The following is a 24,396-nucleotide window of genomic DNA, read 5'->3' as shown; positions in this document are numbered from 1 at the left end:
CAGGTCCTGGCGACCAGACGGCGGGAGTACGACGAGGACGACGTACGGGTCCGGCCCGGGAAGTCGTCGCGCCCGCGTACGCGCACCCGACCCCGGCACGCCGACGCGGTGGACGGCTTCGTCATCGCCGTCGACCGGGGGCGCTACACCTGCGTGCTGTCCGGGGCCGAGCGCGGCGTGGTCGGTGCCGAACTGCCCACGGTCACCGCGATGCGGGCCCGTGAGCTGGGCCGCAAGTCGGTGGTGGTGGGCGACCGGGTCGGACTCGTCGGGGACACCTCCGGCGCGGAGGGCGCTCTCGCCCGCATCGTCCGGATCGCCGAACGCCGCTCGGTGCTGCGCCGCACCGCCGACGACGACGAGACCACCGCCGAGGGCCGGCTGGAGCGGGTGGTGGTGGCCAACGCCGACCAGTTGGTGATCGTCAGCGCGCTGGCCGACCCGCCGCCGCGCACCGGGTTCATCGACCGCTGCCTGGTGGCCGCGTACGACGCGGACGTCGAGCCCCTTCTCTGCCTCACCAAGGCCGACCTGGCCGGCCCGGAGGAGGTGCTGGGCTACTACACCGAGCTGGAGCTGCCGTACGTGCTCAACCGCCCCGACTCCGACCTGGACGCCCTGCGCGCGCTGCTCGCCGGCCGGGTGTCGGTGCTGGTCGGGCACTCCGGGGTGGGCAAGTCGACGCTGGTCAACCGCCTCGTCCCGGAGGCAGCCCGGGCGGTCGGCGTGGTCAGCGCGATCGGTCGTGGCCGGCACACCTCCACCAGCGCGGTGGCGCTGCGACTGCCGCCGGTGCCCGGCGTCGACACCGACGCGGGGTGGATCATCGACACCCCGGGGATCCGCAGCTTCGGGCTCGCCCACGTCTCCGCCGACAGCCTGCTGCACGGCTTTCCCGACCTGGTCGAGGGCACCGTCGACTGCCCGCCCAACTGTCCGCACACGGCTGACGAGGCCGACTGCGGACTGGACGCCTGGGTGGCCGCCGGCAAGGCCGATCCGCGCCGGCTGGCCTCGTACCGCCGGTTGCTCGCCTCCCGGGCCGGCGAGGGCGACCAGCGCGGCGAGACCGACCAGCGCGGCCCCGGCGAGGGTGATCGGCGCGGCCCGGACGAGTGACCCGTCGGGTGTCGGCTAGGTTGCCGGCATGACCGGGTACGCCGACGACCTCGCCCTCGCCCACCTGCTCGCCGACCGGGCCGACGCCATCTCCACGGCCCGGTTCCGCGCGCTCGACCTGCGGGTCGAGGCGAAGCCCGATCTGACCCCGGTCTCCGACGCGGACACCGCCGTGGAGCGGGAGATCCGGGCGCTGCTGGCCGAGCACCGGCCGGCCGACGGGCTGCTCGGCGAGGAGTACGGCGACCAGCCGGCCACCGCTCCGGACGGCCGGCGGTGGATCATCGACCCGATCGACGGCACCAAGAACTTCGTCCGCGGCGTGCCGGTCTGGGCCACCCTGATCGCGCTCTTCGACGCGGACCGGCCGGTGGTCGGCGTGGTGTCCGCTCCGGCGCTGGGACGACGCTGGTGGGCGAGCCTCGGCGCGGGCGCGTACGCCGGGCCGGGCCCCGCCGCCGCCGGCGAGCGGATCGGAGTCTCCGCCGTTCGGAGGCTCGCCGACGCCAGCTTCTGCTACTCGTCGCTCACCGGCTGGGAGCGCGCCGGCCGGCTCGACGCGATGCTCGACCTGATGCGGTCCAGTTGGCGCAGCCGGGCGTACGGCGACTTCTACGGCTACATGCTGTTGGCCGAGGGCGCACTGGACGTGATGGTCGAGCCGGAACTGTCGCTGTGGGACATGGCGGCGCTGGTCCCCATCGTCACCGAGGCGGGTGGCACGGTCACGGATCTGGCCGGTCGACCGGCTCCGACTGGCGAGCCGGGCACCGAGAGCAGCCTGGTGGCCACCAACGGTGTGCTGCACGCCGACATCCTCGCCCGGCTCGATCGACCAGCCGCGCGCTGACCCCCGGCAGCCTCTATCCTCGCCAGGTGGTCTCCTCCGGCTGGTGCTTCCTCGCGGCAATGATCGTCGCGTACGGCGTCGCCAACCTGCTTCAGTCGGTGGCCGCGGCCCGCACCACGGTGCACCACACCTTCGATCCGGGCCTGCTGCTGCGGCTGGCCGGGCACCGGACGTATCTGGTCGGGCTGAGCTGCCAGATCGGCGGGTTCGTGCTCGCGTTCCTGGCCCGGCGTGACCTGCCGCTGTTCCTGGTCCAGGCGAGCGTGGCCGCCGGGCTCGGGGTGACCGCCATCCTCGGCGTGGTGGTGTTGAAGTGGCGGTTACCGGTGGCCGAGGTGGCGCTGCTGGCCCTGCTCTTCGCCGGGATCACCGCGCTGGTGCTGGCCGCCCGGCCGGCGCCGTCCCGGCAGCTCGGCACCGCCGGCTCGGTCGCCCTGCTGGTGGCGCTCGGCGTGATCGCGGTGCTCGGCTTCTTCGCCGTCCGGCTGCACGGGGCGCCCGGTTCGGTGGCCCTCGGCTCGCTGGCCGGGCTGGCGTTCTCCTCGGCCGCGGTGGCCGCCCGACCACTGGCCTCCGCGCCGTCCGCCGAGGCGTTCCTCGCCGACCCGCTGCTCTACCTGCTCATCGTCCACTCGATCGTCGGTCAGCTGCTGCTCGGCCTGGCCATGCAGCGCGGCTCCACCACCGCCGCGGTCGCCGCGATGGACGCCGCGGGGGCGGTGCCGGCGGCGATCGTCGGCCTCCTGCTGCTCAACGACAAGATCTGGCCGGGTCGGGAGTGGCTGGCCGCGGTCGGCTTCCTGGTCACCCTCGCCTCGGTGATCGGGCTGACGCGGTACGCGGAGCCGCAGCACCACCACGCGAAGGCGCGCCGCCGCGACCGCGCCATGGTGGGCGTCGGCCAGCCCGGCTGACCAGCACACACCCCACGTCCGGCGCCGCGCTCAGGCTTCGACCGGTTTGCGGCGGCTCACCACCCGCTCGTAGAGGCGTTCCAGCGCACCGGCGGTCCGTTCCCACGTGTAGCTGCTCCGGACCCGGTCCACCGCGGCGTGGCCGTACGCGAACCGCCCGGCGTTGTCGGCGAGCAGCCGGCGCAGGGAGACCCCGAGGGTCCGTACGTCGCCGGGCGGCACCAGCCGGCCGGTGACCTCGTCGACGACCGCGTCCGCCAGCCCGCCCATCGCGTAGCCGACCACCGGCACGCCGCAGGCCATCGCCTCGAGCGAGACCCGCCCGGCCGACGAGTAGTGCGGCGTGCAGGCCACCACGTCCGCCGACCGGTACCAGGTCGCCATCTGGTCGTGCGGCACCGCGCCGACGAGCCGTACCTGGTCGGCCACCCCGACCTGTTCGGCCAGCTCGCGCAGCCGGCGTGCCTCGGTGTGGTTGGCCAACTGGTCGGCCATCGGCCCGCCGGCGATCACCAGCTCGGCGTCGCCGACCAGTCGCATCGCCCGGATCAGGTCCTCCTGGCCGTGGCCCGGGGAGAGCCCGCCGACGGAGAGGATCCGCGACCGCTGCTCGCGGGGCGCCGCCTCACCGTCGGGGTGGAACTGCTCGGTGTCCACCCCGGCCGGCACCATCGCCACCGAGCTGCGTTGCAGGCCCATCCGGGTCAGCTCGTCCACCTCGTCGTTGCACTGGGCGACCGCGATGTCCACCGCTCGGGTCAGCGCGCGTTCCAGCGGGATCCGCTCTCCCGGCCCGTCGTATCGGCCGCCCAGGTGGCGCAGCTGCTCGACGCCGAGCGAGTGGAAGGTCTGCACCACCGGGAGGTCGGTCTCCCGGACCGCGTGCGCGGCGGCCAGGCCGCCGATCCAGTAGTGCCCGTGCACCACCTCGGGCCGCCAGGCGCCGGCCCACTCGTCGGTCAGCCAACGGCCGAACTCCGTCACGTGGGGGATCAGCTCGGCGGTGGGCAGCGGGGCGGGTGGGCCGGCTGAAACCCGATGCACCTGGTAGCCGTCGACGTCCGTCGTCACCGGCAGCTTCGGGTCGTCCCGACGCTCGTAGAGCCGGACGTCGTGACCTCGGCCGGCCAGCTCGGCGGCGACCCGCGCGATGTGCTGTTGGGTGCCGACCGGCGGGCCGTCGGCGTGCCGGTACGAGCTGGTGTGCGCGCAGACGAGGCCGACGCGCATGGGTCACCTCCCTGCGATCTTTCCTCGGCAGTGGTCCTCCCGGTCAGAGCGTCCCATTAACCGGGTGACCGGGAGCCGAAACCTGGCAGATCGGAACAGTCCCCACAGGTGCCACCGACACTTGCGCCACGACAATCACGACAGCCCCCGGCGCGGCTCCGCCGGGAGGCTCTCCCGCGTTGATCGACCAACGGCCGGTGGTATGACCCGGCCCTACCGGGGGTACGGCTCAGGAATGCCGCTGACCCGCAGCCTCGACGATTCGACCGTGGTGATCACCGGCGCCTCCAGCGGGATCGGCACGGCCACCGCGTACGCGCTGGCCCGCCGGGGCGCCGCCGTCGTGCTGGCCGCCCGCAGTGAGCCGGCGCTGCGGCAGGTCGCCCAACACTGCCGGCAACTGGGCGGCCGGGCGCTGGCCGTACCGACCGACGTGACCGACCTGGAGTCGGTGCAGCGGCTGGCTGATCGGGCGGCGGCCGAGTTCGGGCGGATCGACGCGTGGGTGAACAACGCCGCGGTCGGGGTCGTGGGGCTGTTCGACGAGATCCCGGTCGCCGAGTTCCGACGGGTGGTGGAGGTGAACCTGCTCGGCGCGGTGCACGGCATCAAGGCCGCGCTGCCGCACCTCGGCGCGGCCGGCGGAGGCGTGCTGGTCAACAACGCCTCGGTGCTGGCCGAGGTGGCGATGCCGTACCAGTCGGCGTACAACGCCACCAAGCACGGCATCCGCGGGCTGGCCGACACCGTCCGGCAGGAACTGCGGGTCACCGGCCGGGGGCAGATCTCCGTCTGCACCGTGCTCCCGGCGACCATCGACACCCCGTTCTTCCGGCACGCGGCCAACCACAGCGGCCGCGAGCTGCTGCCGCCACCGCCGGTGTACCCGCCGGAGGTGGTCGCCGAGACCATCGTCCGGCTGCTGCGCCGCCCCCGCCGCGAGGCGTACGCCGGCGGCGCCGCCCGGCTGCTCGGCCTGCAGTGGCGGCTCGCACCGGCGCTCATGGAGCGCGCCCTCGGCTGGTACGCCCACCGGACCCAGTTCGGCCCCGGCGCGCGGATGGACAGCAGCGGCAACGTGTTCCACGCCGATGCCCAGGGCCGCCGGAACGGTGGCTGGCACGGCCGGCGGCGCCAGCTGGTACGAATGACCGCCGCGTTCGGGCTCGCCGCCGCCGGCACCGCGGTCGGCACGATGGCGGCGATCACCCGCCGGTCCCGGTTGACCCGCTGATGACGGGTATCGGGCGGCCGGATGCGACCTCCGTCGTACGGGCGCACAATGGGGCGATCATGCCGACCGACGTGCGTTGTCTGGTGGAGATCGACGAGTCGTCCGGGGTGGTCCGGCTGACCGGAGTGCTCGACGCGGCCGGCGCCGACACCGTCCGGGCCGCGCTGCTGGCCCGCCTCTGCGACCGACCTGGCACAGTGGTGGCCGACGTGACCGGGTTGCGGGTCGCCGACCAGGTCGGGCGGGGCGTCTTCGCCGAGATCCGCCGGGAGGTCGCCGACTAGCCCGCCGCGGACCTGCTGCTCTGCGACCCGGCGATCTCCGGGTCCGGCGGTGCCGACGCCGCACTGACCGGCGTCCCGGCCTGGCCCACCCTGGACGGCGCGCTGGCGGCGGCGCCACTGGCGGCGGTCCTCACCGCTGAGCTCGCCCCGACCGTCGGCGCCGCCCGGCAGGCCCGCGAGCTGGTCGCCACCGGCTGCCAGCACTGGGACGTGCGGACCCTGGCCGAACCGGCGAGCCTCGCGATCACCGAGATGGTCAACAACGTGGTGGCGCACGCCCGGACCCCGATGACCGTCCGGCTCGCTCCCCAGGCGGGCACCCTGCGTGTGGCGGTTCGCGACCACTCCCCCCTCCGACCCGCGTTCGCCGGGCCGGCCCCACCGACCCGGGCCGGCGGGCGGGGCCTGGTGCTGATCGACACGGTGGCCCGTCGGTGGGGCAGCAGCCCGGTACCGGACGGGAAGGTCGTCTGGTGCGTGCTGCACCCCGATGACGAACCCGGCCCCGCCGGCTGACGGGTTGTTCCCGCCCTGGTGTCCGGGTCGCCACCACACGGCCGGCAGCCCCCGGTTACGGCGGCAGGGCAGCGGGTAGTGATCAGACATGCGCGACAACGAGTACCCGACCCCCGTGTCCGACACCGAGGCGGACGGCCTGCCCGGCACCGCCGACGACGACTCGACGGCCAACGACGATGTGCTCACCGGGCGCGAGGCGGACGGCCCGGACCCGGCCCAGCTGCCCGGCGACCGGACGCCGGTGGCGGTGGACCGGTTCGGGACCACCGCCGAGGAACAGCTCGACGGTGAGTCGTTGGACTACAAGCTCGACCGAGAGGTCTACGAGCGCCCGGTGGACGACCCGTTGGCCGGCACGATCGACCCGAAGATCGCCTTCGAGGCCGACAACCTGGAAGCCGCGGCCGAGGCCCAGTTGGATGCCGACGTGATGGACCCCGGTCCGACCTCGGACCCGAACTCGCCGGTCTCCCTCTACGACCACGGCCAGCTCGGCACGGTGGCCGACGCCACGGTGGGCCGGCTGGTGGAACCGGACGAGGGGGCGCACACCGACCAGGAAACCGACTCCGTGGCGTACGACGCTGGTTCGGCGGGCGGCGGGGCGAGCGCCGAGGAGCTGGCCATCCACGAGACGGAGCCGCCGCGCTCGGTCTGAGCGGGTTCAGTCGTCCAGGCCCCGCTCGATGGCGTACCGGGTCAGCTCGACCCGGTTGTGCAGTTGCAGCTTGCCCAGCGTGTTCTGCACGTGGTTCTGCACGGTGCGGTGCGACAGCCCGAGCCGCTGCGCGATCTGCTTGTACGACACCCCCTTGGCCACCAGGCGCAGCACCTCCGTCTCCCGGTCGGTGAGGCGCGGTGCCCCGGGCTCCGCGCCGCCGGCCGCCCCGGCGTCCGACCCCGGCCCGGCGGCCAACCGGCGGTACTCGCCGAGGACCAGCCCGGCCAGGCCGGGCGTGAACACCGGATCGCCGGCAGCCGTGCGGCGCACCGCGTCGAGGAACTCGGCCGGCGCCGTCGACTTCACCAGGTAGCCGGTGGCCCCCGCCTTGACCGCGTCCAGCACGCTCTGCTGCTCGCCGCTGGCGCTGAGCATCAGCACCCGGACCTCCGGCAGCACCACGCGCAGCCCGCGGACCACCTCGACGCCGGAGACATCCGGCAGTTGCAGGTCGAGGACGACCACGTCCGGTCGGGCGGCGGGGGCCACCCGGATCGCCTGCCGCCCCTCGCCGCTGGTGGCCACCACCAGGAAACCGGCCTCGGTCAGGTCACGGGCCACTCCCTCGCGCCACATCGGGTGGTCGTCGACCACCATCACCCGTACCGGGGTCACGGCTCCGCCCTCGGCACGGTCAGCTCGATCTCGGTGCCGGCCTCGGGGGCCGACACGATCCGGACCGTTCCGCCCAGGTCCGCCATCCGGCCCCGGATCGACTGGGTCACGCCGAGCCGCCCCTGGGCGGCCGCCTCTGCCAGCCGGCCATCCGGGATGCCCGGCCCCTCGTCACGGATCGACACGGTCACGGTCGCCCCCTCGTCCTCGATCAGCACCCAGGCCCGCCCGTCGGCGTGCCGCCCCACGTTGTCCAGCGCCGCGCCGGTCGCGGCGGCCAACTCCCCGGCCACCTGCCGGGGCAGCGACACCGGGGTGGCCGGCGCGGAGAGCGACACCGCCGGTGAGGCGTACCGGCCGAGCAGCGTCCGAAGATCCACCGTGCCGGCCGCGTCCGGGGCGGTGGCGTCGGCCGGGGCGGCGCCGGCGATCAGCGCGCGCAGGGCGGCTTCCTGCTCACCGGCCAGGCGGGCCAGCTCGCCGGCCTCGCCGGGCAGGTCGGCGCCGCGCCGCTGCACCAGGGCCAGCACCTGGAGAACCGAGTCATGGATGCCCCGGGCCAGCCGCTCCCGCTCCCGGGTGGCCGCCTCCAGCTCCACCGCGCGTTGCAGCCGCTCCTCGGCGGTCGCCGCGAGCCGGGCCACATGCCCGACCACCACTCCGGCGAGCAGCATCAGGATCACCCCGGTGAACGAGGACTGGCCGATCCGTTCCCGGGTGGCCAGGTCCGCGCCGGCGACCAGCAGCGCGGCCACGGTGCCCCGCCGGCGGCCACCGGAGACGGCCCAGGCCAGGACCGGGCCCGCCATCCAGGCCACCCCCAGGGTGGGCACGCCGGTGGCGAGCGCCGCCCGGCCGACGACCCACGGGGTCGCCAGCACGATGGCCATCACCACCCCGAGGTCGGCCAGCAGCAGCGGCCAGCGCCGCCAGGCCGGGCGGGCGTAGCCAATCGCGGTCGCCACCGTCCAGGCGATCATCACCAGGACCAGGGCCGCGACGACGAACGGGTGGGCGTACCGGTCGGCGTCGCGTACCGCGAGCACGCCGACGTACGCCAGGGACGCGAACCGGAACACCGCGAGCGCCCGCCAGAGCGGCACCTCGAATCCACCCGATGGCGACGGCATGGCGGTCAGGATGCCACAGTCCGACCAGCCGGGCGGCCGGCAGCGAGTGCGGTTCGGGAAACCCTGACGTACGGTGGAAAAGCCGCGAAATTCTCCGAGATCCGCCGGTCGGGACGGGGCCATGACGAACGCAGATCCGCACGCACCGCGTACGGTTGTGCCCATCGAACCTGCCCTCCTGATCGCCGATGCCTTCGACCAGGCCCAGGTGACCGAGATCCGCCACTCGGTCACCTCCTGCGCGCACGCCTGCGGGCTGATCGGCCAGCGGCTCGACGACTTCGTGCTGGCGGTCAACGAGCTGATCACCAACGCCGTGCGGCACGGCGGCGGGCGAGGGTGGTTGCGGCTCTGGCAGGAGCCGGGGACGCTGGTCTGCGAGGTTGCCGACCACGGGCACGGGATCAGCGCACAGCGCCTGGGCGACCGCCGGCGGCCGGCCCCGGACACCGCGGGCGGCTGGGGCCTCTGGCTGGCCCGCGAGCTGACCGACGCCATGGAGGTGGCCACCGGCGCCGCCGGCACCACCGTCCGCATCACCTCAGCCCTCACCATCCGTAACCGCACCGCGCTCTGACCCCCGCCCACCACCGTCGCGGGGCTCAGGCGAAGAGCGCGGAGACGGATTCGCCGTTGTGGATCCGGCGCATCGCCTCGGCCAGGGCGGGGGCCACCGAGAGGACCTGGAGTTTGGGGACCCGCTTGTCGGTCGGGATGGGCACCGTGTTGGTGCAGACGATCTCCAGTACGCCGGGCTGATCGCTGAGTCGCCGCAGCGCGTCGCCGGAGAAGAGGCCGTGCGTGCAGGCCAGCCGGATCGAGCGGACCTTCAGGCCACGCAGGTGCTCCATCAGCTCGACGACCGTGCTGCCCTTGGCGATCTCGTCGTCCAGCACGATGACGTCCTTGTCGGTCACCTCACCGATCACCGCGCTGATCTTGACCAGGTCGTCGCTGAACCGTTGCTTCGCCCCCGCCGCGACCGGCGTGCCGAGCAGCCGGGCGAAGGCCGCGGCCTCCTTGGCGTTACCCAGGTCGGGCGAGACGACGACGGTGTTGCTGAGGTCGTAGCGCCGGAAGTGGGCGGCGAGCTCGCGCAGCGCGTGCAGGTGATCCACGGGGACGCTGAAGAAGCCGTGCACCTGGGGCGAGTGCAGGGTCATCGCGAGCACCCGGTCGGCGCCGGCCGAGGTGAGCAGGTCGGCGACGAGCCGGGCGCCGATCGAGATCCGCGGCGCGTCCTTCTTGTCGGAGCGGGCGTACGCGTAGTGCGGCAGCACCACCGTGATCCGGCCGGCGGACGCCCCTCGGGCGGCGTCGATCATCAGCAGCAGCTCGACCAGGTGCTCCTGCACGGGCGGCACCAGCGGCTGGATCAGGAAGACGTCCCGCTCCCGGCAGTTGGCCTGCAGTTGCACTTCCAGGCAGTCGTTGGCGAACCGGGAGACCCGCACGGGATGCAGCGGCACCCCCAGGTGGGCGCAGATCTCGGCGGCGAGGTCGGGATGGGCGGTTCCACTGAAAACGGCGATGTCGCGCACGTTCGCACATCGTAGGCGAAGCGGTCGGCGCAGGACGGCGGCGGGCCGCAACCGACCGTGACGCCGGTCGCACCGCGCGGTGGGTCCGGGTACGGTGCTGCGGTGACCCCCCAGTACGTCGCCGCCATCGATCAGGGCACCACCTCCTCGCGGTGCATCGTCTTCGACCGGGCCGGGGAGATCGTCGCCGTGGCCCAGCGCGAGCACCGGCAGATCTTTCCCCGACCCGGCTGGGTGGAACACGACGCCGAGGAGATCTGGGACAACGTCCAGCAGGTCGTCCAGGAGGCGTTGCGGTCGGCCGGCACCGACACGGCCGGGCTGGCCGCGGTCGGCATCACCAACCAGCGGGAGACGACCGTGGTCTGGGACCGGGCCACCGGACGGCCGGTGGCCAACGCGGTGGTCTGGCAGGACACCCGGACCGGGCCGCTGCTGCGCGAGCTGGAGGCGGCGTACGGCGAGGAGCTGTTCCGGACCCGCACCGGCCTCCCGCTGGCCACCTACTTCGCCGGGCCGAAGCTGCGCTGGCTGCTGGACGAGGTGGACGGCCTACGCGAGCGCGCCGAGCGCGGCGAGGTGCTCTTCGGCACCATGGACAGCTGGCTGATCTGGAAGCTGACCGGCGAGCACGTCACCGACGTGACCAACGCCAGCCGGACCATGCTGATGGACCTCGCCACCCTGGCCTGGGCCCCGGAACTGCTGGACGCGATGGGCGTGCCGGCGGCCATGCTGCCGGAGATCCGCAGCTCCGCCGAGGTGTACGGCACCGCCACCGGGGTGCTGGCCGGAGTGCCGGTGGCAAGCGCGCTCGGCGACCAGCAGGCCGCCCTGTTCGGCCAGACCTGTTTCCAGCCTGGCGAGGCGAAGTGCACCTACGGCACCGGCAGCTTCCTGCTGCTCAACACCGGGGCCAGCCCGGTCCCGTCGACGCACGGCCTGCTCACCACGGTCGCCTACCGGATCGACGGCCAGCCGGCGGCGTACGCGCTGGAGGGCGCGATCGCGGTCACCGGTTCGCTGGTGCAGTGGCTCCGGGACAGCCTCGGTCTGATCTCGACCGCCGGGGAGGTGGAGGAACTCGCTCGCACCGTGGACGACAACGGCGGCTGCTACGTGGTGCCGGCGTTCTCCGGGCTCTTCGCCCCGCACTGGCGCAGCGACGCGCGTGGCGTGATCGCCGGGCTGACCGGCTACATCACCAAGGGGCACCTGGCGCGGGCGGTGCTGGAGGCGTCGGCGTGGCAGACCCGCGAGGTGGTGGACGCGATGAACGCCGACTCCGACGTGGCGCTGCGCCGGCTCCGGGTGGATGGCGGGATGACCGCGAACCAGCTGCTCATGCAGTTCCTCGCGGACGTGCTCGACGTGCCGGTGGTCCGCTCCCGGATCACCGAGACCACCTGCCTTGGCGCTGCGTACGCGGCCGGCCTCGCGGTCGGCTTCTGGCCGGACCTGGCCACCCTGCGCGAGCAGTGGCGCTCGGACGCGCAGTGGGAGCCGGCCATGGCCCCCGAGTTGCGAGACCGGGAGCTGCACAACTGGCGCAAGGCCGTGCGGCGCACCCTCGACTGGGTGGAGTGAGCCTCGTTCGCGGGCCCTCGGTGCGCGGGGTTCCCGGTGCGCGACAGTGACCCGGGGCGTCGAAGACAGCGTCGTACCACGCCCCGCCCGGCTCAGCTCCAGCGGTTACCGGTGAGCTTCTCGTAGACCTCGACGTAGCGGGCCCGGGTCGCCTCGACCACCTCGGCCGGCATGTCCGGCGCCGGACCCTGCTTGTCCCAGCCGCTGCCGGTGGCCCAGTCCCGCACGTACTGCTTGTCGTACGAGAACTGCACCCGCCCGGGCTGGTACGACTCGGCCGGCCAGAACCGGGACGAGTCGGAGGTGAGCAGCTCGTCGGCGAGGACCAGGGTGCCGTCCGGCGCCCAGCCCAGCTCGATCTTGGTGTCGGCGACCAGGATGCCCCGGTCGGCGGCCAGTTCCGCCCCGTGCCGGTAGATGTCGATGGTGATCTGCCGCAGCCGCTCGGCGGTGGCCTGGCCCACCTTGTCCACCACGTCGGCGAACGTGATCGGCTCGTCGTGCTCGCCCACCGGGGCCTTGCTCGACGGCGTGAAGATCGGCTCGGGCAGGATCGACGCCTCGCCGAGCCCCCGGGGCAGCGGCACGCCGGAGACCGCGCCGGTGCGCTCGTACTCCCGCAGGCCACCGCCGGTGAGGTAACCCCGGGCCACGCACTCGACCGGGACCATGTCCAGCCGCTGGCAGCGGATCGCCCGCCCGGCGAACTCCGCCGGCACGTCGGCGGCCGAGATGACGTGGTTCGGCACCAGGTCGGCGAGCTGCTCGAACCACCACAGCGAGAGGGCGGTGAGCAGGCGACCCTTGTCCGGAATCGGCGTCGGCAGCGCCACGTCGTAGATCGAGATGCGGTCCGAGGCGACCAGGATCAGGTCGTCGCCGTCGGCGTAGACGTCCCGGACCTTGCCCGAGTGCAGAAGTTCCACGCGCCCTAGTACACCACGCGGCACCGGGACGCCCGCTTCGACCACCCGCGCTCGCCGTTGCGGGCAGCGGTGCCCGGACGCACGTTGACACCTTCCCGCGCCGCCTGCGTGAATGGTCCGACCGCCGCCACCCGCAGGTGCCAGGAGATCCCGTGCCCGCTGTTCGACCCCCGATCGACCGCCTCGACGCCGACCCGGGCCGGCGCCGAGTGCTGGGCGCGCTGCTCGGTGCTCCCCTGCTGGCCGCCGGCGGGCTGACCGGATGCAGCGACGGCCCCGCCACATCCACCGACGCGGGGCCGGTCGAGCTGTCGGTCTTCTGGTGGGGTGGGACGAAGCGGGCCGAGCTGACCGAGAAGGTGCTGCGGCTCTACTCGGAGCGCAACCCCCGGGTCACCTTCCGCGTCACCTGGCAGGGCGCCGACGGCTACTACGACCGGCTGGCCACCCAGGCGGCCGGCGGCAACGTGCCGGACCTGATCCAGCTCGACGACGCCGTGCTGACCGAGTACACCCAGCGCCAGATCGTCCTCGACCTCACCGAGCGGGTCGCCGACCACCGGTTGGACCTGCGCGGCCTGCCGGAGAGCCTGATCCGCTACGGCACGGTGGACGGGCGGACGATGGCGGTGGCCGGTGGGCAGACCCTCGCGGCGGTGGTGTTCAACCGGGACCTGCTGCGGGAGCTGAGGGTGCCGGAGCCACGCGGCGGGATGCCCTGGGCGGACTACATCGCCTGGGCGGAACAGGTCACCGAGGCCAGCGACGGCCAGGTGGCCGGCACCATGGACGCGTCCGGCGACTACCGCGCGCTCTGGCTCTGGCTGCGCGCCCAGGGCGGCGAGTTCTACCGGGGACGCCAGCTCGGCTTCGGCGCGGACGAGCTGATCGGCTGGTTCGAGCTGTGGCAGCGCGCCCGGGCCGGGCGGGCCACGCCGGGCGCGGCACTGGTCGAGCAGGCCGACAGCGGGGAGCCGGCACGGCAACTGGTGGTCAGCGGGTTGACCGCCGCGTCCTTCGCCTGGTCCCACGAGCTGCCGGAGCTGCAACGGCTCACGGAGGCCGAGCTGGGCGTGGTCGGCTTCCCCGGCCCGCCGGGTGCGCAGTGGGCGCGGGCGTCGATGTACTGGGCGGCGTTCCGCGGCACCCGCCACCCGGACACTGTCATCGACGTGATCAACTTTCTGACCACGAACGGCGAGGCCGGCACCGTCCTCGGCCACGAACGCGGCCTCAACGCCAGCATCGCCGTCCGCCGCTACACCGAGGGCAGCATCACCGACCCGGCGCAGCAGCGGGCCGCCGCGTTCAACGCCAGCATCGCCGAACAGCTCGGGCCGGCACCGGCGCCACCACCAAAGGGGCACGCCAAGGTGCGTACCCTGCTCGTCACCGCCGCGGAGAGCATCCGCTCCGGACGCGCCGGCACCCGCGCGGCCACCTCTCGTTTCATCGCCCAGGCCAACGCCGCCCTGGCGGCGTGACCACCGGCGGCGGCCGGTCGGCCGCCGGCGGTGATGACGAGCCGCCGACCGGCCGGGCACGGCGGCAACGCCCGGGTCAGCGCGGCGGACCGCCCCGGCGGTTGCGCGTCAGCCGCAGCACCAGGAACACGATGATCGCCACCACCACCAGGCAGCAGAGCAGGCCGAGGAATCCGAAGCCACCGCCGCGGGACCGCCGCCGGGCGGCCTCCACCACCAGCTCGCCGGTGCCCGTGGACGCCCAGGCCGCGACGGGCACGAACACCGCCAGCACGACCGCACCGAGGACCGCGCTGAGCCGGCCCCACCACTTGCCGAATGAAGACATGTCCCCATCCTCGCCGAAGGACGCAACCTCGGCACGATTGTCCACACCCAGTCATGCGGCCTACGTCGCCGCCGCCCACACCAGACCGCGCCTGTGCGGGATCCCAAAAAAAACCCGACCCCCACGATCTGGGGGCCGGGCTTTGACGTGCACCTTCAGTGGTAGCGGGGACAGGATTTGAACCTGCGACCTCTGGGTTATGAGCCCAGCGAGCTACCGAGCTGCTCCACCCCGCGTCGACTGGTTAACCCTAACCCATCCGTTCCGGTGATGATCGGCGGGGTCGCCACTCGAGGCCTGGCACGACCACCGGTCCGCCGCCCACACGTACCCGACAACGTCGACAGCCCGCCTCCGGCGAACCGGAAACGGGCTGTCGATCTGTGTCTCTCGTAGCGGGGACAGGATTTGAACCTGCGACCTCTGGGTTATGAGCCCAGCGAGCTACCGAGCTGCTCCACCCCGCGTCGGCTCGATAACCGTAGCGCACCGACCCGGGGCACCGCAAAGCGACCCACATCCCGCCACCCACCCGCTCACCGGGGCCGCCGTCAGCCGAGCCAGTCCTCGATCGCCGCGACCGCCCGCCGGCTGTCGGCATCGAACGGGGCACGTTCGGCGGAGGTGCCCTCCCAGCCCTGTTCCCAAAGCACCGTCACCACGTCGTCGATGCGGACCGCCCGGACCAACCGGACCTCCTCGCCGTCCGCTTCGCCGTTGGCGTCCAGGAACGGTGCCCGCATCTCGAACAGCACCGACTCGTCCCCATACCTGCCCGGGTCGAGCAGCCGCTGCCGCCAGGTCCGCGCGCCGTCGTCGGGCAGCTCCTGCTCGGGGCAGTCGCGAACGGCCCGCCGCAGCTCCCGTATTGCGTCGTCGGCACGGCCCGGGCGGTAGATGGTGATGGTGTGCCGGTAGCTGCCGTCCGGCAAGTACCCCTGCGGGGTTTCCGGCCGCTTGTAGGCCAGGTACCGGCCGCGGCGCTGCGCCACGGCGGACTCGCTGGGATAACCGGCCGTGCAGAGCACCGGCAGCGCCGCGCCGTCGATCCGCGATTTCAGGCCGGTCTGGTTCGCGGCCGCCAGGACGAAGAAGGCACGGTCCGGAATCGAGGTTGGTGGCCGGGGAGTGCCCGCACCTGTTGTGGGCGCCGACGGCGTACCACTCGGCGTGCCGCCCGGCGGCGACGACGGTGGCGACGGGGACAGGGACGGGGGTGGCGTCGATCCGGTCGGCACCGGGCCCGGAGTGTCGGCGGGCGGCGGCAACGGTGTTGCGTCGTCCGCCGACAACACCAGCCGGCCGCCGACCGCCACCCCGCCGAGCAGCACCGCCACCGCGAGCGCGGTGCTGGCGACCCGGACGCGGGCCCGCCGGTCGGCGCGCCGCCGAACCAGCCCGGGGTGCGCGAACTCCTGGTCGTCGACAGCGGCGCCGAGCGACCGGTAGAGGTCGGAGAGTTCAGCTGACATCGTTCGCCTCCAGCTTCACGGTGGAGAGGTCGGGCAGCAGCGCGGCCAGCCGGAACCGGCCGCGGGACAGCCAGGACTTCACGGTGCCGACCGGCACGTCGGCCTCCCGGGCGATGTCCTCCACCGACATGTCGAAGAGATAGTGCAGGGCCAGCGCCTGCCGCTGGCCGGTCGGCAACTCGCGGAGGGCACGAACCAGCAGAACGCCGTCCTCACTGGGCGCCGGAGCGTCCGGCGGTGGTCCGGTGCGACTCAGCGCCGACCGCCAGCGGTGCAGGCGCCGCCAACGGTCCGTCGCGAGCCGGGCCACCACCAGCCGCAGCCACGCCTCCGGGGCCGGATGCGTCGACAGCCGTCCCCACTGCCGCCAGGCACGGGCGAACGCCTCCTGCACCAGATCCTGCGCCTCGGTGTGGTCGCCCGTGACGGCATAGCCGTACCGCAACAGCCGCCGCGCCGTGCCGCGGTACAACTCGTCGAAACTCTGCGCGTCCCTCATCGGCTGGTCCCCCTCGTCCGCACCCCGTTGCAGAGAGGACGACGGACCGGTACCGCAGGTTGCGGGCCGGCCGGCCGCGGTGTGTCCGGGAGGCGACACGCGGACACGGCGAAGCCCTCGCCGTCACGACCAGGTGCGGTCCGACGACGAGGGCTCCGAAAGGTTCTTCCCGAGGGGCGAGGTCAGCCGCCCGGGCTGGGGGTCGGCGGCGGAGCGCTGCCACTCGGCGACGGGCTGCCACTGGGCGAAGCGGGCGGGTTGGCCGCCTGCTGCGCCTGCTGGAAGGCGGTGAGCGCCTCGTCCAGCGCCTTGAGCGCCCGACCGTACCGCTCGAAGTCCCCGGACGTCTGCGCGGCCCGGACCTCGGTGATGGCGGTCTGCACCCGGTTCGCCGCGTCGGCCAGTTCGCCGGTCATCGGCGGCGTGCCGGTGCCGGGGCCGGGGCTCGGCGGCGGCGTGGTCGGGTTACCCCCGGTGGTCGGGGGCGGCGGCGGCGGTGCGCCCTGCCCGGCCCGCTTGCCCTGCTCGACCAGCTGTTTGATGCCGTCGTTGATGTTGTCGGCGAGCGCCACGAAGGAGCCGCCGTCACCGTACGAGAGCAGCACCTTCTGCAGCAGCGGGTACGCGTCCTGCTGGTTGCTCTTCACGTAGACCGGCTCGACGTAGAGCATGCCGTCGGCGAACGGCAGCGAGAGCAGGTTGCCGTACTGCACCTGCGCCTGGTTGCTGGAGAGCAGGTTGAGCTGCTGGCGGATGTTGGCGTTGTTGGTCATCTGCTGGTGCACCTGCACCGGGCCGGAGACCCGGGTCTGGTCCGGCAGCTCCAGCACCTCCAGCCGGGGCTGCCCCTCGACGTACGACCCCGAGATCAGCGCGGCGAGGTTCTGCCGGCCGTTCGGGGTGACCGCGGAGGTGAGCTGGAAGCGCGGGGACTCCTGCCCGGGGAACTGGGTGAACAGGTAGTACGGGGGCTGCTTCTGGCCGCTGTCCGGCGCGTCCGGCACGTTGGGCACCTGCCAGAAGTCCTGCGCCGAGTAGAAGTCACCCGGGTTGGTCACGTGGAACTTGGTGAGCAGGTTCCGCTGCACCTTGAACATGTCCGCCGGGTAGCGCAGGTGCTCGGTCAGCTCGACCGGAATCTCCGTCTTCGGCAGCACCAGGTCACCGCCGAACGCCTTGTTCCACGCCTTGAGCACCGGGTCGGTGTCGTCGTACTCGTAGAGCTTCACGGTGCCGTCGTACGCGTCGACGGTGGCCTTCACCGAGTTGCGCATGTAGTTGACGTTCTCCCGGGCCAACTGGAAGGTGCCCCGGTTGGTCAGCTCGTCGGTGGTCTCGGTCTGGAGGTTGACCCGCTCGGCGTACGGGTAGGTCGCCGCCGTCGTGTAGCCGTCGACGATCCACTGCACCCGGCCGTCCACCACCGCCGGGTACGGGTCGCCGTCCAGGGTGAGGAACGGCGCGACCTTCTCCACCCGGTCCCGCGGGTTGCGCACGTAGAGCAGCCTGGAGTCCTTGTTGACCGCCTCGGAGAGCAGGAAGTTCGACTCCTGCTCCTTGATGGCGTACAGCAGCCGCCGCGTGAAGGAGCCGATCTCCACGCCGCCCTCGCCGGTGTAGGTGTAGGACTCGCCGCCACCCTCACCCACCGGCCGGTCGAACTCGGCCTTCTTGTTCGGGTCGGACTGCCCGACGATCGCGTAGTCGTCGGCGGCCATCCGCTCGCCGTAGTAGATGCGCGGCTGCTTCGCCGGGATCTGCTCGGTCTGCGAGGAGCACGCCTCCTGGGTCCGCTCGCCGAGGAAGCCGGAGACGAAGAACGGCTGCCCGCCGCAGACCACCTGGTTCGCCGGGGCGGCCACCAGCCCGTACCCGTGGGTGTAGACGGTGTGTCGGTTGATCCAGGTGTTCTGCTGGTCGGTCAGCTCGCCGTAGTTGATCTCCCGGACGCCGACCACGTAGTCGGAGGTCTTGCCGTTCACCCCGTACCGGTCGATGTCCAGCTTCGGGCCGAAGTCGTAGAAGCCGCGCACCTGCTGGAGCTGGGTGTAGGTCTCGCTGACCAACTGCGGGTCGAGCAGCCGCACGTTCGACACCACCGAGGTGTCGGTGGCCAGGTTGGCCGGCGGGGTGAGGTTGCTCGCCGCGAACGGGGTCGTCTCGGTGACCGCCAACCCGAACGCCGCCCGGGTCGCGTCGATGCTGCGTTGGATGTACGGCGCCTCCTTGTCCTTGGCGCTCGGCTTGACCTCGAAGGTCTGCACCGCCCAGGGGTAGATGCCGCCGATGGCCACCGCGGACACGCCGAGCAGGGCGAGCGAGATGCCCGGCCAGACCAGGTTCCGCATCCAGGCGTTGGAGAACACGATGATCGCGATCGCCACCACGATCGAGATGTAGGCCAGGATCTCCTTCGCCGGCAGCAGCGCGTTGACGTCCGCGTAGCCGGCGCCGTACAGCTTGGCGCCCTCGTTGTACTCCAGCAGCATCGCCCGCCGGTCCAGCACGTACGCGACGGACTTGAGCAGCACGAAGACCGCGACGAGGCTGCTCAGGTGGGCGCGGGCGGCGTTGCTCATCCGGTCCCCGACGCCCTGGAGGCGGACCCCGCCGAAGAGGTAGTGCACCGCCAGCGCGCCGATCACGGCCAGCACCACCGCGGTGAACGCGACCCCGAGCAGGTAGCGCCAGAACGGCAGCTGGAAGACGTAGAAGCCGATGTCGACCCCGAACTCCGGGTCCTTGATTCCAAAGTCGCCGCCGTTGCGGAAGAGCAGCCACTGGTTCCACCGGCTCTGCGCGGAGAGACCGGCGAAGAGCCCGACCACGGCGGCGGTCAGCGCGATCCAGGTGCCGAGGCGCGGGCTGAGCGCCATCCGGTAGCGCTCCAGGGTCGCCTGCTCGACCGAGTGCGGACGCAGCCGCGGGCGCAGCCGGTGGGCCAGCCACAGGTTGCCGCCGACGATGACCGCCATGCCGAGGCCGACGGCGAGGAAGAGCAGCAGCCGGGTGACCAGCACGCCGGTGAAGACCTCGGTGTAGCGGACCTCGTCGAACCAGAGCCAGTCCGTCCACGCCTGCACACCCCAGCCGAGCAGGGTGAAGAGCACGAACACCCCGACCAGGACAGCGATGGTGACGCGTCCGCGCCGGCTCATCCTCGGAAGGGGGCTGCTGCTACGCATGACCACTGTTGGCTCCGCACGCTCGAGTGTGATCGGCTCCGACCAGGCACCCAGAGTACGGGGTGTTCCTGAACGCGGCGGGGCACGGTCACACGCGTCAGCAGCGGGTCGGCTGTCCCCCCGCCCGCAGCGTCTCCAGCGCGGTCAGCCCTTGGCTCAACGAGCCCACCCGCAGCAGCGGCAGATCGGGTTGCGGATTGCGGACCGCCTCGGCGCAGTTGTCCGCCGGCACGAGGAAGACCTTGGCCCCGGCGCGCTTCGCACCGACCAGTTTCTGGGCGATCCCGCCGATCGGGCCGACGTTGCCCTCGTCGTCGATGGTGCCGGTGCCGGCGATGACCTGCCCACCGGTGAGGTCGGCTGGGGTCAGCTTGTCCACGATGCCCAGGGCGAACATCAGGCCGGCACTCGGCCCGCCGATGTCCTCCAGGTCGATGCCGAGCGTGAACGGGTGCGGCTGCTGCTGGTCGATCTCGACGCCGATCCGCGGCCGGCCGTCCTGCTCCTGACTGGTCACCGTCGCGGTGGCCGACGCGCCGTCGCGGGTGTAGCCGATGGTCAGGGCCGTGCCGGCCGGCTTGGCCCGGACCAGCTCGGTGACCTTCGAGGCCACCGGCACCGGCTTACCGTCGACCGAGGTGACCACGTCACCGACCTTGAGCACTGCGGCGGACGGGCCGTCCGCGGCCACCGTCTTGATCACCACCTGCACCGGGAAGCCCAGTTCGCGGAGCGCGGCGGTCTCGGCGCTGGTCTGCGACACCTTGAAGTCCTCGGCGTTGCGCTGCTCGACCTGCTCCGTCGACTCCCCCGGCGGGTACACCAGCTCGCGCGGCACCACCGCCTCGTCGTCGGAGAACCAGCCGGCGATCGCCCCGCGGAGCCGCACCGTGGGCTGCACCCCCACCGTGGTCAACCGGAGCTGGCCGGCGGAGGTGGACGTCTCCCGCCCGGAGACCTGGATGACCTCCTTGCCGTCGGCGGTGCCGAGGGTGTTGACCGTCGGGCCCGGGCCGAGCACCACGTACGGGATCGGCACCCGGAGCACCCCGATGCTCAGCAGGGCGGTGAACAGGGCACCGAGCAGGACCGTCAGGCCACGACGTCTCATGCGGCAGAGCGTACCGACCGCTCGGGGCCCGGTTGCCGGATGCGCCGCGCGACTTCGCCCTCAGCGCAACGCCAGCGGCGGCGAGCTGGGGCGCGGCGCGCGTACCGTAGACGTCGTGCCTGATATTCCGTTCGGTTTCGCGCTACCGGGTGGGCAACCACCAGACCCCAACGATCCCGCGCAGATGCAGCAGTTCATGTCGCAGTTGCAGCACCTGCTCTCCGCGCCGGGCAGCGGGCCGGTCAACTGGGACCTGGCCCGGCAGGTGGCGGCCAGCCAGCTGGCGGCCGCCGGCGACCCGGCGGTGTCGCCCTACGAGCGCAACGCGGTGGAAGAGGCGTTGCGCCTGGCCGACCTGTGGCTGGAGCCCGCCTCGGCCTGGCCGTCCGGCATCCAGTCCCCGGTGGCCTGGAACCGCAATGAGTGGATCTTCAAGACGCTGGACGTGTGGCGCAAGCTCTGCGACCCGGTGGCGAGCCGGATGGTCGGCGCGATGGGCGACCTGGTGCCGCCGGAGGCGCGCGCCCAGCTCGGCCCGATGCAGTCGATGGTGGCCACCCTCGGCGGCGCGCTCTTCGGCGGGCAGTTGGGGCAGGCCCTCGGCTCCCTCGCCGCGGAGGTGCTCTCCGCCGGCGACATCGGGCTGCCGCTCGGTCCGGCCGGCACGGCCGCGCTGATCCCGGCCAACATCCGGGCGTACGGCGAGGGCCTGGAGCTGCCCGAGGACGAGGTGCGCCTCTACGTGGCGCTGCGCGAGGCCGCCCACCAGCGGCTGTTCCAGCACGTCCCGTGGCTGCGCGGGCACGTGCTCAGCGCGGTGGAGATGTACGCCTCGGGCATCCGGGTCAACCGGGAGGCGATCGAGGAGGCGATGGGGCGGGTCGACCCGACCGACCCGGAGTCGATGCAGGCGATCGCCCTGGAGGGCATCTTCACGCCGGAGGACAGCCCGGCGCAGAAGGCCTCCCTGGCCCGACTGGAGACCGCGCTGGCCCTGGTCGAGGGCTGGGTGTGCCACGTGGTGGACAGCGCCGCCAGCGACCGGCTGCCCAACGTCGTCCGGCTGGGCGAGGCGTTCCGCCGCCGCCGGGCCGCCGGCGGTCCGGCCGAGCAGACCTTCGCCGCGCTGGTCGGTCTGGAACTGCGCCCGCGCCGGCTGCGCGAGGCGGCGGCGCTGTGGGCCGCGCTCACCGAGCATCGCGGCATCGCCGGCCGGGACGCGGTCTGGGGCCACCCGGACCTTCTCCCGTCGGACGACGACTTCGCCGACCCGGTCGCCTTCGCCATGAACGAGTGGGACCTGAGCGAGCTGGACAACTTCGACTTCACCGCGCCGGGTGGGGCCGAGGAGAAGGCTCCCGGCCAGCAGGACGACAGCGACACCGACGGCGACGCCAAGCCCTGACGACAGAGCCGGGGTGCCCGCACCGATCGACGGCGGGCACCCGGCCGGTCGGCCAGCGGGTCACGCACGCCCCGCCGGCCATATTGGCCAGCGGGTCAGGCCGGTCGGCCGGAGCCGGAGAGCAGGGCGCGGGTGGCCTCCCAACCCTCGAAGGCCGGGTCCAGGGTGGCCAGGTCGGCAGGCCCGCGTAGCCGACGCCACCCGGCCGTGACGGCAACGTCGCCGGGTCGGGGGGCACCGGCCCGCGCGTCGGCCGGTGTCGCCACGTCCAGGTCCAGCTTCGGTAGCCAACCCGCCACGGGCAGTCGCACGGCCACCCCGAGCAGGCCCGGGCCGCCGCCCTCCACCGGGGCGACCGCGACCGGCCGGGTGGTGAGCGGGCGCAGCAGTTTGCCGACGGTCAGCGCGGGCAGGTCGGGCACGTCACCGGCGAGCACCGCCGCCTGCTCGTAGCCGTCCAGCGCGGCGAACACCGCGGTCGGCGTCGGCTCGGCCACCTCGTACACGGTGGTGCCGGGCCAGACCACGGCGTCCGCCAACGACCGGTCGGCCGGGGTCACCGCGACGGCGACCTCCACCTCGTTGAGCGTGGCGAGCAGGTCGACGACGTCCTCGGCGAGCGCTGCCCGCCAGTCCGCCAGGTCGATGCCGGGCGGCGACCAGTGCACCGGCCCGAGCAACGCCACCACCACCCGTCGTGCCACATCCCGACCCTAGCGCCCCCGGCCCGACCACCTGGCCCGGCCTACGCCGCCCCGGCCGCCCGGGCTGGGCTGGGCTGGGCTGGGCTGATGATCCACCCGGTTTCAAGGATGTCGCGCTGTCCGAGGGCCCGGGACACCGCGACATCAAGGAAACCGAGTCGATCACGGAGGCCCGACCCCGCGTCAGGTGGCGACGGGGGCGCAGGAGGCGGCGGCCACGCCTTCGAGGTAGCCGCGGGCTCGTTCCGCCTTGGGATAGCGGCCGACCAGGCCCCAGAACCGGGCGTTGTGGCTGGGCACGATGAGGTGGGCCAGCTCGTGCAGCAGCACGTAGTCGATGACCCACTCCGGCATGTCCTGCACGCGGTGCGAGATCCGGATGCTGCGATCGGCGGGCGTGCAGGAGCCCCACCGGCCGTTCTGGTTGGTGACCCACCGGACGCTGGCGGGCACCGCCTTGGCGCCGTACCCGGTGAGGTAGAGGTCGATCAGCCGGGTGGCCCGGGCCAGCAGCTCCGCGTCCGAGCGGGCGAGCCGGCCCTCCCGGGCGGCGAGCCGGGCGAGCATCCGGTCGACCCACTCGCTCTCCTCGGCCCGGGAGAACTGGTCCGGGATGAGGACGACGACCCGCTCACCATCGCGGTACGCAGACACCGTGCGTCGTCGGCGCTGGCTGCGCCGCACCTCGACGACCGGCTTGCGCGTCCCCGCCATCACTGGCCCGCGCAGCCTCGGCTACGTGTCACGAAGGAAAGCTAATGCGTACTGACCAGGGGTCCGCAAGGGTCAACCGCGCGACACGCGCCCAGAAAATGGTGATTGGTCGTTGGGCGTCCCGAAAATTTCTTGGCCGGGTCGCCGCTGCGCCATCTCGTCACCCTTCGTGAACACCGATGGCGGCCCTCTCCGGGGACCCCTCCACCGTAGGTGATCACCGTGCTCGGTGCCGCTGCGGGGGCACCCGCACGGGTGGCTGAGAGGGTTTGGTCGGCGTGTCCCCGCCAAACTGACTTATCCGACCTAATTCGCCATGCACACTCTCGACGTCGACTTGCTCACAGTGTCGATGCACAGCTGACATGGAACTGCCCAGACCTGGGTAGGGTCCGCGAACCAGCGGTCACGAAGGTGGCCGCGGAGTGAGACCCAGCGCCGGCGCCCCGTGTGGCCCGCCGCCGGGCACCCCGCCGGGACGGCATTGACCGGCGGACGAGACGAGGAGGGCACCGTGGCCGACCAGGCCCAGACCTACAACGGTTACTGCGTGAAGTGCAAGGAGAAGCGGGACTTCGAGGGGCACGTTGAGGTCTCGAAGACCGGAATGAACATGGCCAAGGGCAAGTGTCCGGTTTGCGGGACAACAGTGAACCGCATCCTCGGCAAGGCCAAGGTCTGACGCGTACGGGTAATCGGGGGCGGGGGGGGGGGGGGGCCCCCCCCCCCCCCCGGGGGGGGGGGGGGGGGGGCGGGGGGGGGGGGGGGGCGGCCCCCCCCCCCCCGGGGGGGGGGTGATAACCCGACAACAATGTTGGTCGCAG

General features: G+C 72.9%; 24 protein-coding genes and 2 tRNA genes. 12 read left to right on the top strand and 14 right to left on the bottom strand.

The annotated features are described in order from the left end of the window. Window positions 1-108 precede the first annotated feature (108 nt). Genes rsgA through ACWD6N_RS01790 form a run of 3 tightly spaced genes read left to right on the top strand, consistent with a single transcriptional unit; the run spans window position 109 to window position 2,883 of the window. Window positions 109-1,119, top strand: coding sequence for a ribosome small subunit-dependent GTPase A (rsgA, locus tag ACWD6N_RS01800; RefSeq protein ID WP_354963748.1), 1,011 nt, complete (start codon window positions 109-111; stop codon window positions 1,117-1,119). A gap of 28 nt (window positions 1,120-1,147) precedes the next feature. After that, entirely contained in the window at window positions 1,148-1,969 is an 822-nt protein-coding gene (gene hisN, locus ACWD6N_RS01795) for a histidinol-phosphatase (RefSeq protein WP_387325927.1), read from the top strand. A 26-nt stretch (window positions 1,970-1,995) separates the two neighbouring features. Next, window positions 1,996-2,883, top strand: a complete 888-nt coding sequence (locus tag ACWD6N_RS01790; protein ID WP_354963746.1) for a hypothetical protein — start codon at window positions 1,996-1,998, stop codon at window positions 2,881-2,883. A 30-nt stretch (window positions 2,884-2,913) separates the two neighbouring features. Here the strand turns inward: ACWD6N_RS01790 and ACWD6N_RS01785 are convergent, their stop codons facing one another. Then, window positions 2,914-4,113, bottom strand: coding sequence for a glycosyltransferase (locus tag ACWD6N_RS01785; RefSeq protein ID WP_354963745.1), 1,200 nt, complete (start codon window positions 4,111-4,113; stop codon window positions 2,914-2,916). A gap of 235 nt (window positions 4,114-4,348) precedes the next feature. On the opposite strand from ACWD6N_RS01785, the gene ACWD6N_RS01780 reads away from it, so the two are divergent. The 4 genes from ACWD6N_RS01780 (at window position 4,349) to ACWD6N_RS01765 (ending at window position 6,808) form a co-directional block, all read left to right on the top strand. Then, complete coding sequence (locus ACWD6N_RS01780; protein ID WP_354963744.1) at window positions 4,349-5,347, top strand: SDR family oxidoreductase; 999 nt, start codon at window positions 4,349-4,351, stop codon at window positions 5,345-5,347. A gap of 59 nt (window positions 5,348-5,406) precedes the next feature. Beyond that, the gene (locus ACWD6N_RS01775) at window positions 5,407-5,631 is read left to right on the top strand and encodes an STAS domain-containing protein (RefSeq protein WP_387325923.1); all 225 of its coding nucleotides are present in this window, start codon (window positions 5,407-5,409) and stop codon (window positions 5,629-5,631) included. A 12-nt stretch (window positions 5,632-5,643) separates the two neighbouring features. After that, window positions 5,644-6,147 (top strand): ATP-binding protein, encoded by a 504-nt coding sequence (locus ACWD6N_RS01770; RefSeq protein WP_449938660.1) that lies wholly within the window; start codon window positions 5,644-5,646, stop codon window positions 6,145-6,147. 88 nt (window positions 6,148-6,235) lie between these two features. Then, the gene (locus tag ACWD6N_RS01765) at window positions 6,236-6,808 is read left to right on the top strand and encodes a DUF5709 domain-containing protein (protein ID WP_354963742.1); all 573 of its coding nucleotides are present in this window, start codon (window positions 6,236-6,238) and stop codon (window positions 6,806-6,808) included. Between the two features lie 6 nt (window positions 6,809-6,814). Here ACWD6N_RS01765 and ACWD6N_RS01760 read toward each other — a convergent pair whose 3' ends face one another. After that, entirely contained in the window at window positions 6,815-7,468 is a 654-nt protein-coding gene (locus tag ACWD6N_RS01760) for a response regulator transcription factor (protein ID WP_354964003.1), read from the bottom strand. A gap of 14 nt (window positions 7,469-7,482) precedes the next feature. Then, window positions 7,483-8,616 (bottom strand): MacS family sensor histidine kinase, encoded by a 1,134-nt coding sequence (macS, locus tag ACWD6N_RS01755; RefSeq protein ID WP_354963741.1) that lies wholly within the window; start codon window positions 8,614-8,616, stop codon window positions 7,483-7,485. 121 nt (window positions 8,617-8,737) lie between these two features. Here macS and ACWD6N_RS01750 point away from each other — a divergent pair, with 121 nt between their 5' ends. Beyond that, window positions 8,738-9,193: an ATP-binding protein gene (locus tag ACWD6N_RS01750; protein ID WP_354963740.1), complete on the top strand. Its 456-nt coding sequence runs from the start codon at window positions 8,738-8,740 to the stop codon at window positions 9,191-9,193. A gap of 25 nt (window positions 9,194-9,218) precedes the next feature. On the opposite strand, the gene ACWD6N_RS01745 is transcribed toward ACWD6N_RS01750, so the two are convergent. Further along, window positions 9,219-10,157 (bottom strand): ribose-phosphate diphosphokinase, encoded by a 939-nt coding sequence (locus ACWD6N_RS01745; protein WP_354963739.1) that lies wholly within the window; start codon window positions 10,155-10,157, stop codon window positions 9,219-9,221. Window positions 10,158-10,259: 102 nt separating this feature from the next. On the opposite strand from ACWD6N_RS01745, the gene glpK reads away from it, so the two are divergent. Further along, window positions 10,260-11,744 (top strand): glycerol kinase GlpK, encoded by a 1,485-nt coding sequence (gene glpK, locus ACWD6N_RS01740; protein ID WP_354963738.1) that lies wholly within the window; start codon window positions 10,260-10,262, stop codon window positions 11,742-11,744. 92 nt (window positions 11,745-11,836) lie between these two features. On the opposite strand, the gene ACWD6N_RS01735 is transcribed toward glpK, so the two are convergent. After that, a complete protein-coding gene (locus ACWD6N_RS01735) occupies window positions 11,837-12,670 on the bottom strand; it encodes a phosphoribosylaminoimidazolesuccinocarboxamide synthase (RefSeq protein ID WP_354963737.1) in 834 nt (277 codons plus the stop codon). 152 nt (window positions 12,671-12,822) lie between these two features. Between ACWD6N_RS01735 and ACWD6N_RS01730 the strand changes: the two genes are divergently transcribed. Continuing rightward, window positions 12,823-14,154, top strand: a complete 1,332-nt coding sequence (locus ACWD6N_RS01730; RefSeq protein WP_354963736.1) for an ABC transporter substrate-binding protein — start codon at window positions 12,823-12,825, stop codon at window positions 14,152-14,154. A gap of 76 nt (window positions 14,155-14,230) precedes the next feature. On the opposite strand, the gene ACWD6N_RS01725 is transcribed toward ACWD6N_RS01730, so the two are convergent. The 7 genes from ACWD6N_RS01725 to ACWD6N_RS01695 all read right to left on the bottom strand — a co-directional run bounded on the left by ACWD6N_RS01725 (window position 14,231) and on the right by ACWD6N_RS01695 (window position 20,749). After that, entirely contained in the window at window positions 14,231-14,482 is a 252-nt protein-coding gene (locus ACWD6N_RS01725; protein WP_089019121.1) for a hypothetical protein, read from the bottom strand. 159 nt (window positions 14,483-14,641) lie between these two features. Next, window positions 14,642-14,718, bottom strand: a tRNA-Met gene (locus tag ACWD6N_RS01720). 157 nt (window positions 14,719-14,875) lie between these two features. After that, window positions 14,876-14,949: transfer RNA gene (locus tag ACWD6N_RS01715), tRNA-Met, on the bottom strand. An 84-nt stretch (window positions 14,950-15,033) separates the two neighbouring features. Then, on the bottom strand, window positions 15,034-15,954 hold the full coding sequence (locus tag ACWD6N_RS01710) for a hypothetical protein (RefSeq protein WP_354963735.1): 921 nt from the start codon (window positions 15,952-15,954) through the stop codon (window positions 15,034-15,036). Further along, window positions 15,944-16,453 (bottom strand): SigE family RNA polymerase sigma factor, encoded by a 510-nt coding sequence (locus tag ACWD6N_RS01705; RefSeq protein ID WP_354963734.1) that lies wholly within the window; start codon window positions 16,451-16,453, stop codon window positions 15,944-15,946. Before ACWD6N_RS01705 ends, ACWD6N_RS01710 begins: the two co-directional genes overlap by 11 nt. A 182-nt stretch (window positions 16,454-16,635) precedes the next feature. Beyond that, window positions 16,636-19,638, bottom strand: a complete 3,003-nt coding sequence (locus ACWD6N_RS01700) for a UPF0182 family membrane protein (RefSeq protein ID WP_354963733.1) — start codon at window positions 19,636-19,638, stop codon at window positions 16,636-16,638. 97 nt (window positions 19,639-19,735) lie between these two features. After that, a complete protein-coding gene (locus tag ACWD6N_RS01695; protein ID WP_354963732.1) occupies window positions 19,736-20,749 on the bottom strand; it encodes a YlbL family protein in 1,014 nt (337 codons plus the stop codon). Window positions 20,750-20,864: 115 nt separating this feature from the next. Here ACWD6N_RS01695 and ACWD6N_RS01690 point away from each other — a divergent pair, with 115 nt between their 5' ends. Next, window positions 20,865-22,154, top strand: a complete 1,290-nt coding sequence (locus ACWD6N_RS01690; protein ID WP_354963731.1) for a zinc-dependent metalloprotease — start codon at window positions 20,865-20,867, stop codon at window positions 22,152-22,154. Window positions 22,155-22,249: 95 nt separating this feature from the next. Here the strand turns inward: ACWD6N_RS01690 and ACWD6N_RS01685 are convergent, their stop codons facing one another. Further along, window positions 22,250-22,858 (bottom strand): hypothetical protein, encoded by a 609-nt coding sequence (locus tag ACWD6N_RS01685; RefSeq protein ID WP_354963730.1) that lies wholly within the window; start codon window positions 22,856-22,858, stop codon window positions 22,250-22,252. 183 nt (window positions 22,859-23,041) lie between these two features. Next, entirely contained in the window at window positions 23,042-23,572 is a 531-nt protein-coding gene (locus tag ACWD6N_RS01680; RefSeq protein ID WP_354963729.1) for a M48 metallopeptidase family protein, read from the bottom strand. A gap of 514 nt (window positions 23,573-24,086) precedes the next feature. Between ACWD6N_RS01680 and ACWD6N_RS01675 the strand changes: the two genes are divergently transcribed. Next, entirely contained in the window at window positions 24,087-24,254 is a 168-nt protein-coding gene (locus ACWD6N_RS01675; RefSeq protein WP_007464795.1) for a DUF5679 domain-containing protein, read from the top strand. The last annotated feature ends 142 nt before the right edge of the window (window positions 24,255-24,396 follow it).

It is taken from the genome of Micromonospora sp. NPDC005163, assembly GCF_053599835.1.
The sequence above is the reverse complement of the archived record's forward strand: the minus strand, read 5'-3'. Positions and strand labels throughout refer to the sequence as shown.

Coding starts and splice junctions, on each gene's coding strand:
- hisN (WP_387325927.1), top strand. CDS start 1,148: ATGACCGGGTACGCCGACGACCTCGCCCTCGCCCACCTGCTCGCCGAC.
- ACWD6N_RS01785 (WP_354963745.1), bottom strand. CDS start 4,113: ATGCGCGTCGGCCTCGTCTGCGCGCACACCAGCTCGTACCGGCACGCC.
- ACWD6N_RS01780 (WP_354963744.1), top strand. CDS start 4,349: ATGCCGCTGACCCGCAGCCTCGACGATTCGACCGTGGTGATCACCGGC.
- ACWD6N_RS01775 (WP_387325923.1), top strand. CDS start 5,407: ATGCCGACCGACGTGCGTTGTCTGGTGGAGATCGACGAGTCGTCCGGG.
- ACWD6N_RS01765 (WP_354963742.1), top strand. CDS start 6,236: ATGCGCGACAACGAGTACCCGACCCCCGTGTCCGACACCGAGGCGGAC.
- ACWD6N_RS01760 (WP_354964003.1), bottom strand. CDS start 7,468: ATGGTGGTCGACGACCACCCGATGTGGCGCGAGGGAGTGGCCCGTGAC.
- macS (WP_354963741.1), bottom strand. CDS start 8,616: ATGCCGTCGCCATCGGGTGGATTCGAGGTGCCGCTCTGGCGGGCGCTC.
- ACWD6N_RS01750 (WP_354963740.1), top strand. CDS start 8,738: ATGACGAACGCAGATCCGCACGCACCGCGTACGGTTGTGCCCATCGAA.
- ACWD6N_RS01725 (WP_089019121.1), bottom strand. CDS start 14,482: ATGTCTTCATTCGGCAAGTGGTGGGGCCGGCTCAGCGCGGTCCTCGGT.
- ACWD6N_RS01710 (WP_354963735.1), bottom strand. CDS start 15,954: ATGTCAGCTGAACTCTCCGACCTCTACCGGTCGCTCGGCGCCGCTGTC.
- ACWD6N_RS01705 (WP_354963734.1), bottom strand. CDS start 16,453: ATGAGGGACGCGCAGAGTTTCGACGAGTTGTACCGCGGCACGGCGCGG.
- ACWD6N_RS01700 (WP_354963733.1), bottom strand. CDS start 19,638: ATGCGTAGCAGCAGCCCCCTTCCGAGGATGAGCCGGCGCGGACGCGTC.
- ACWD6N_RS01695 (WP_354963732.1), bottom strand. CDS start 20,749: ATGAGACGTCGTGGCCTGACGGTCCTGCTCGGTGCCCTGTTCACCGCC.
- ACWD6N_RS01680 (WP_354963729.1), bottom strand. CDS start 23,572: ATGGCGGGGACGCGCAAGCCGGTCGTCGAGGTGCGGCGCAGCCAGCGC.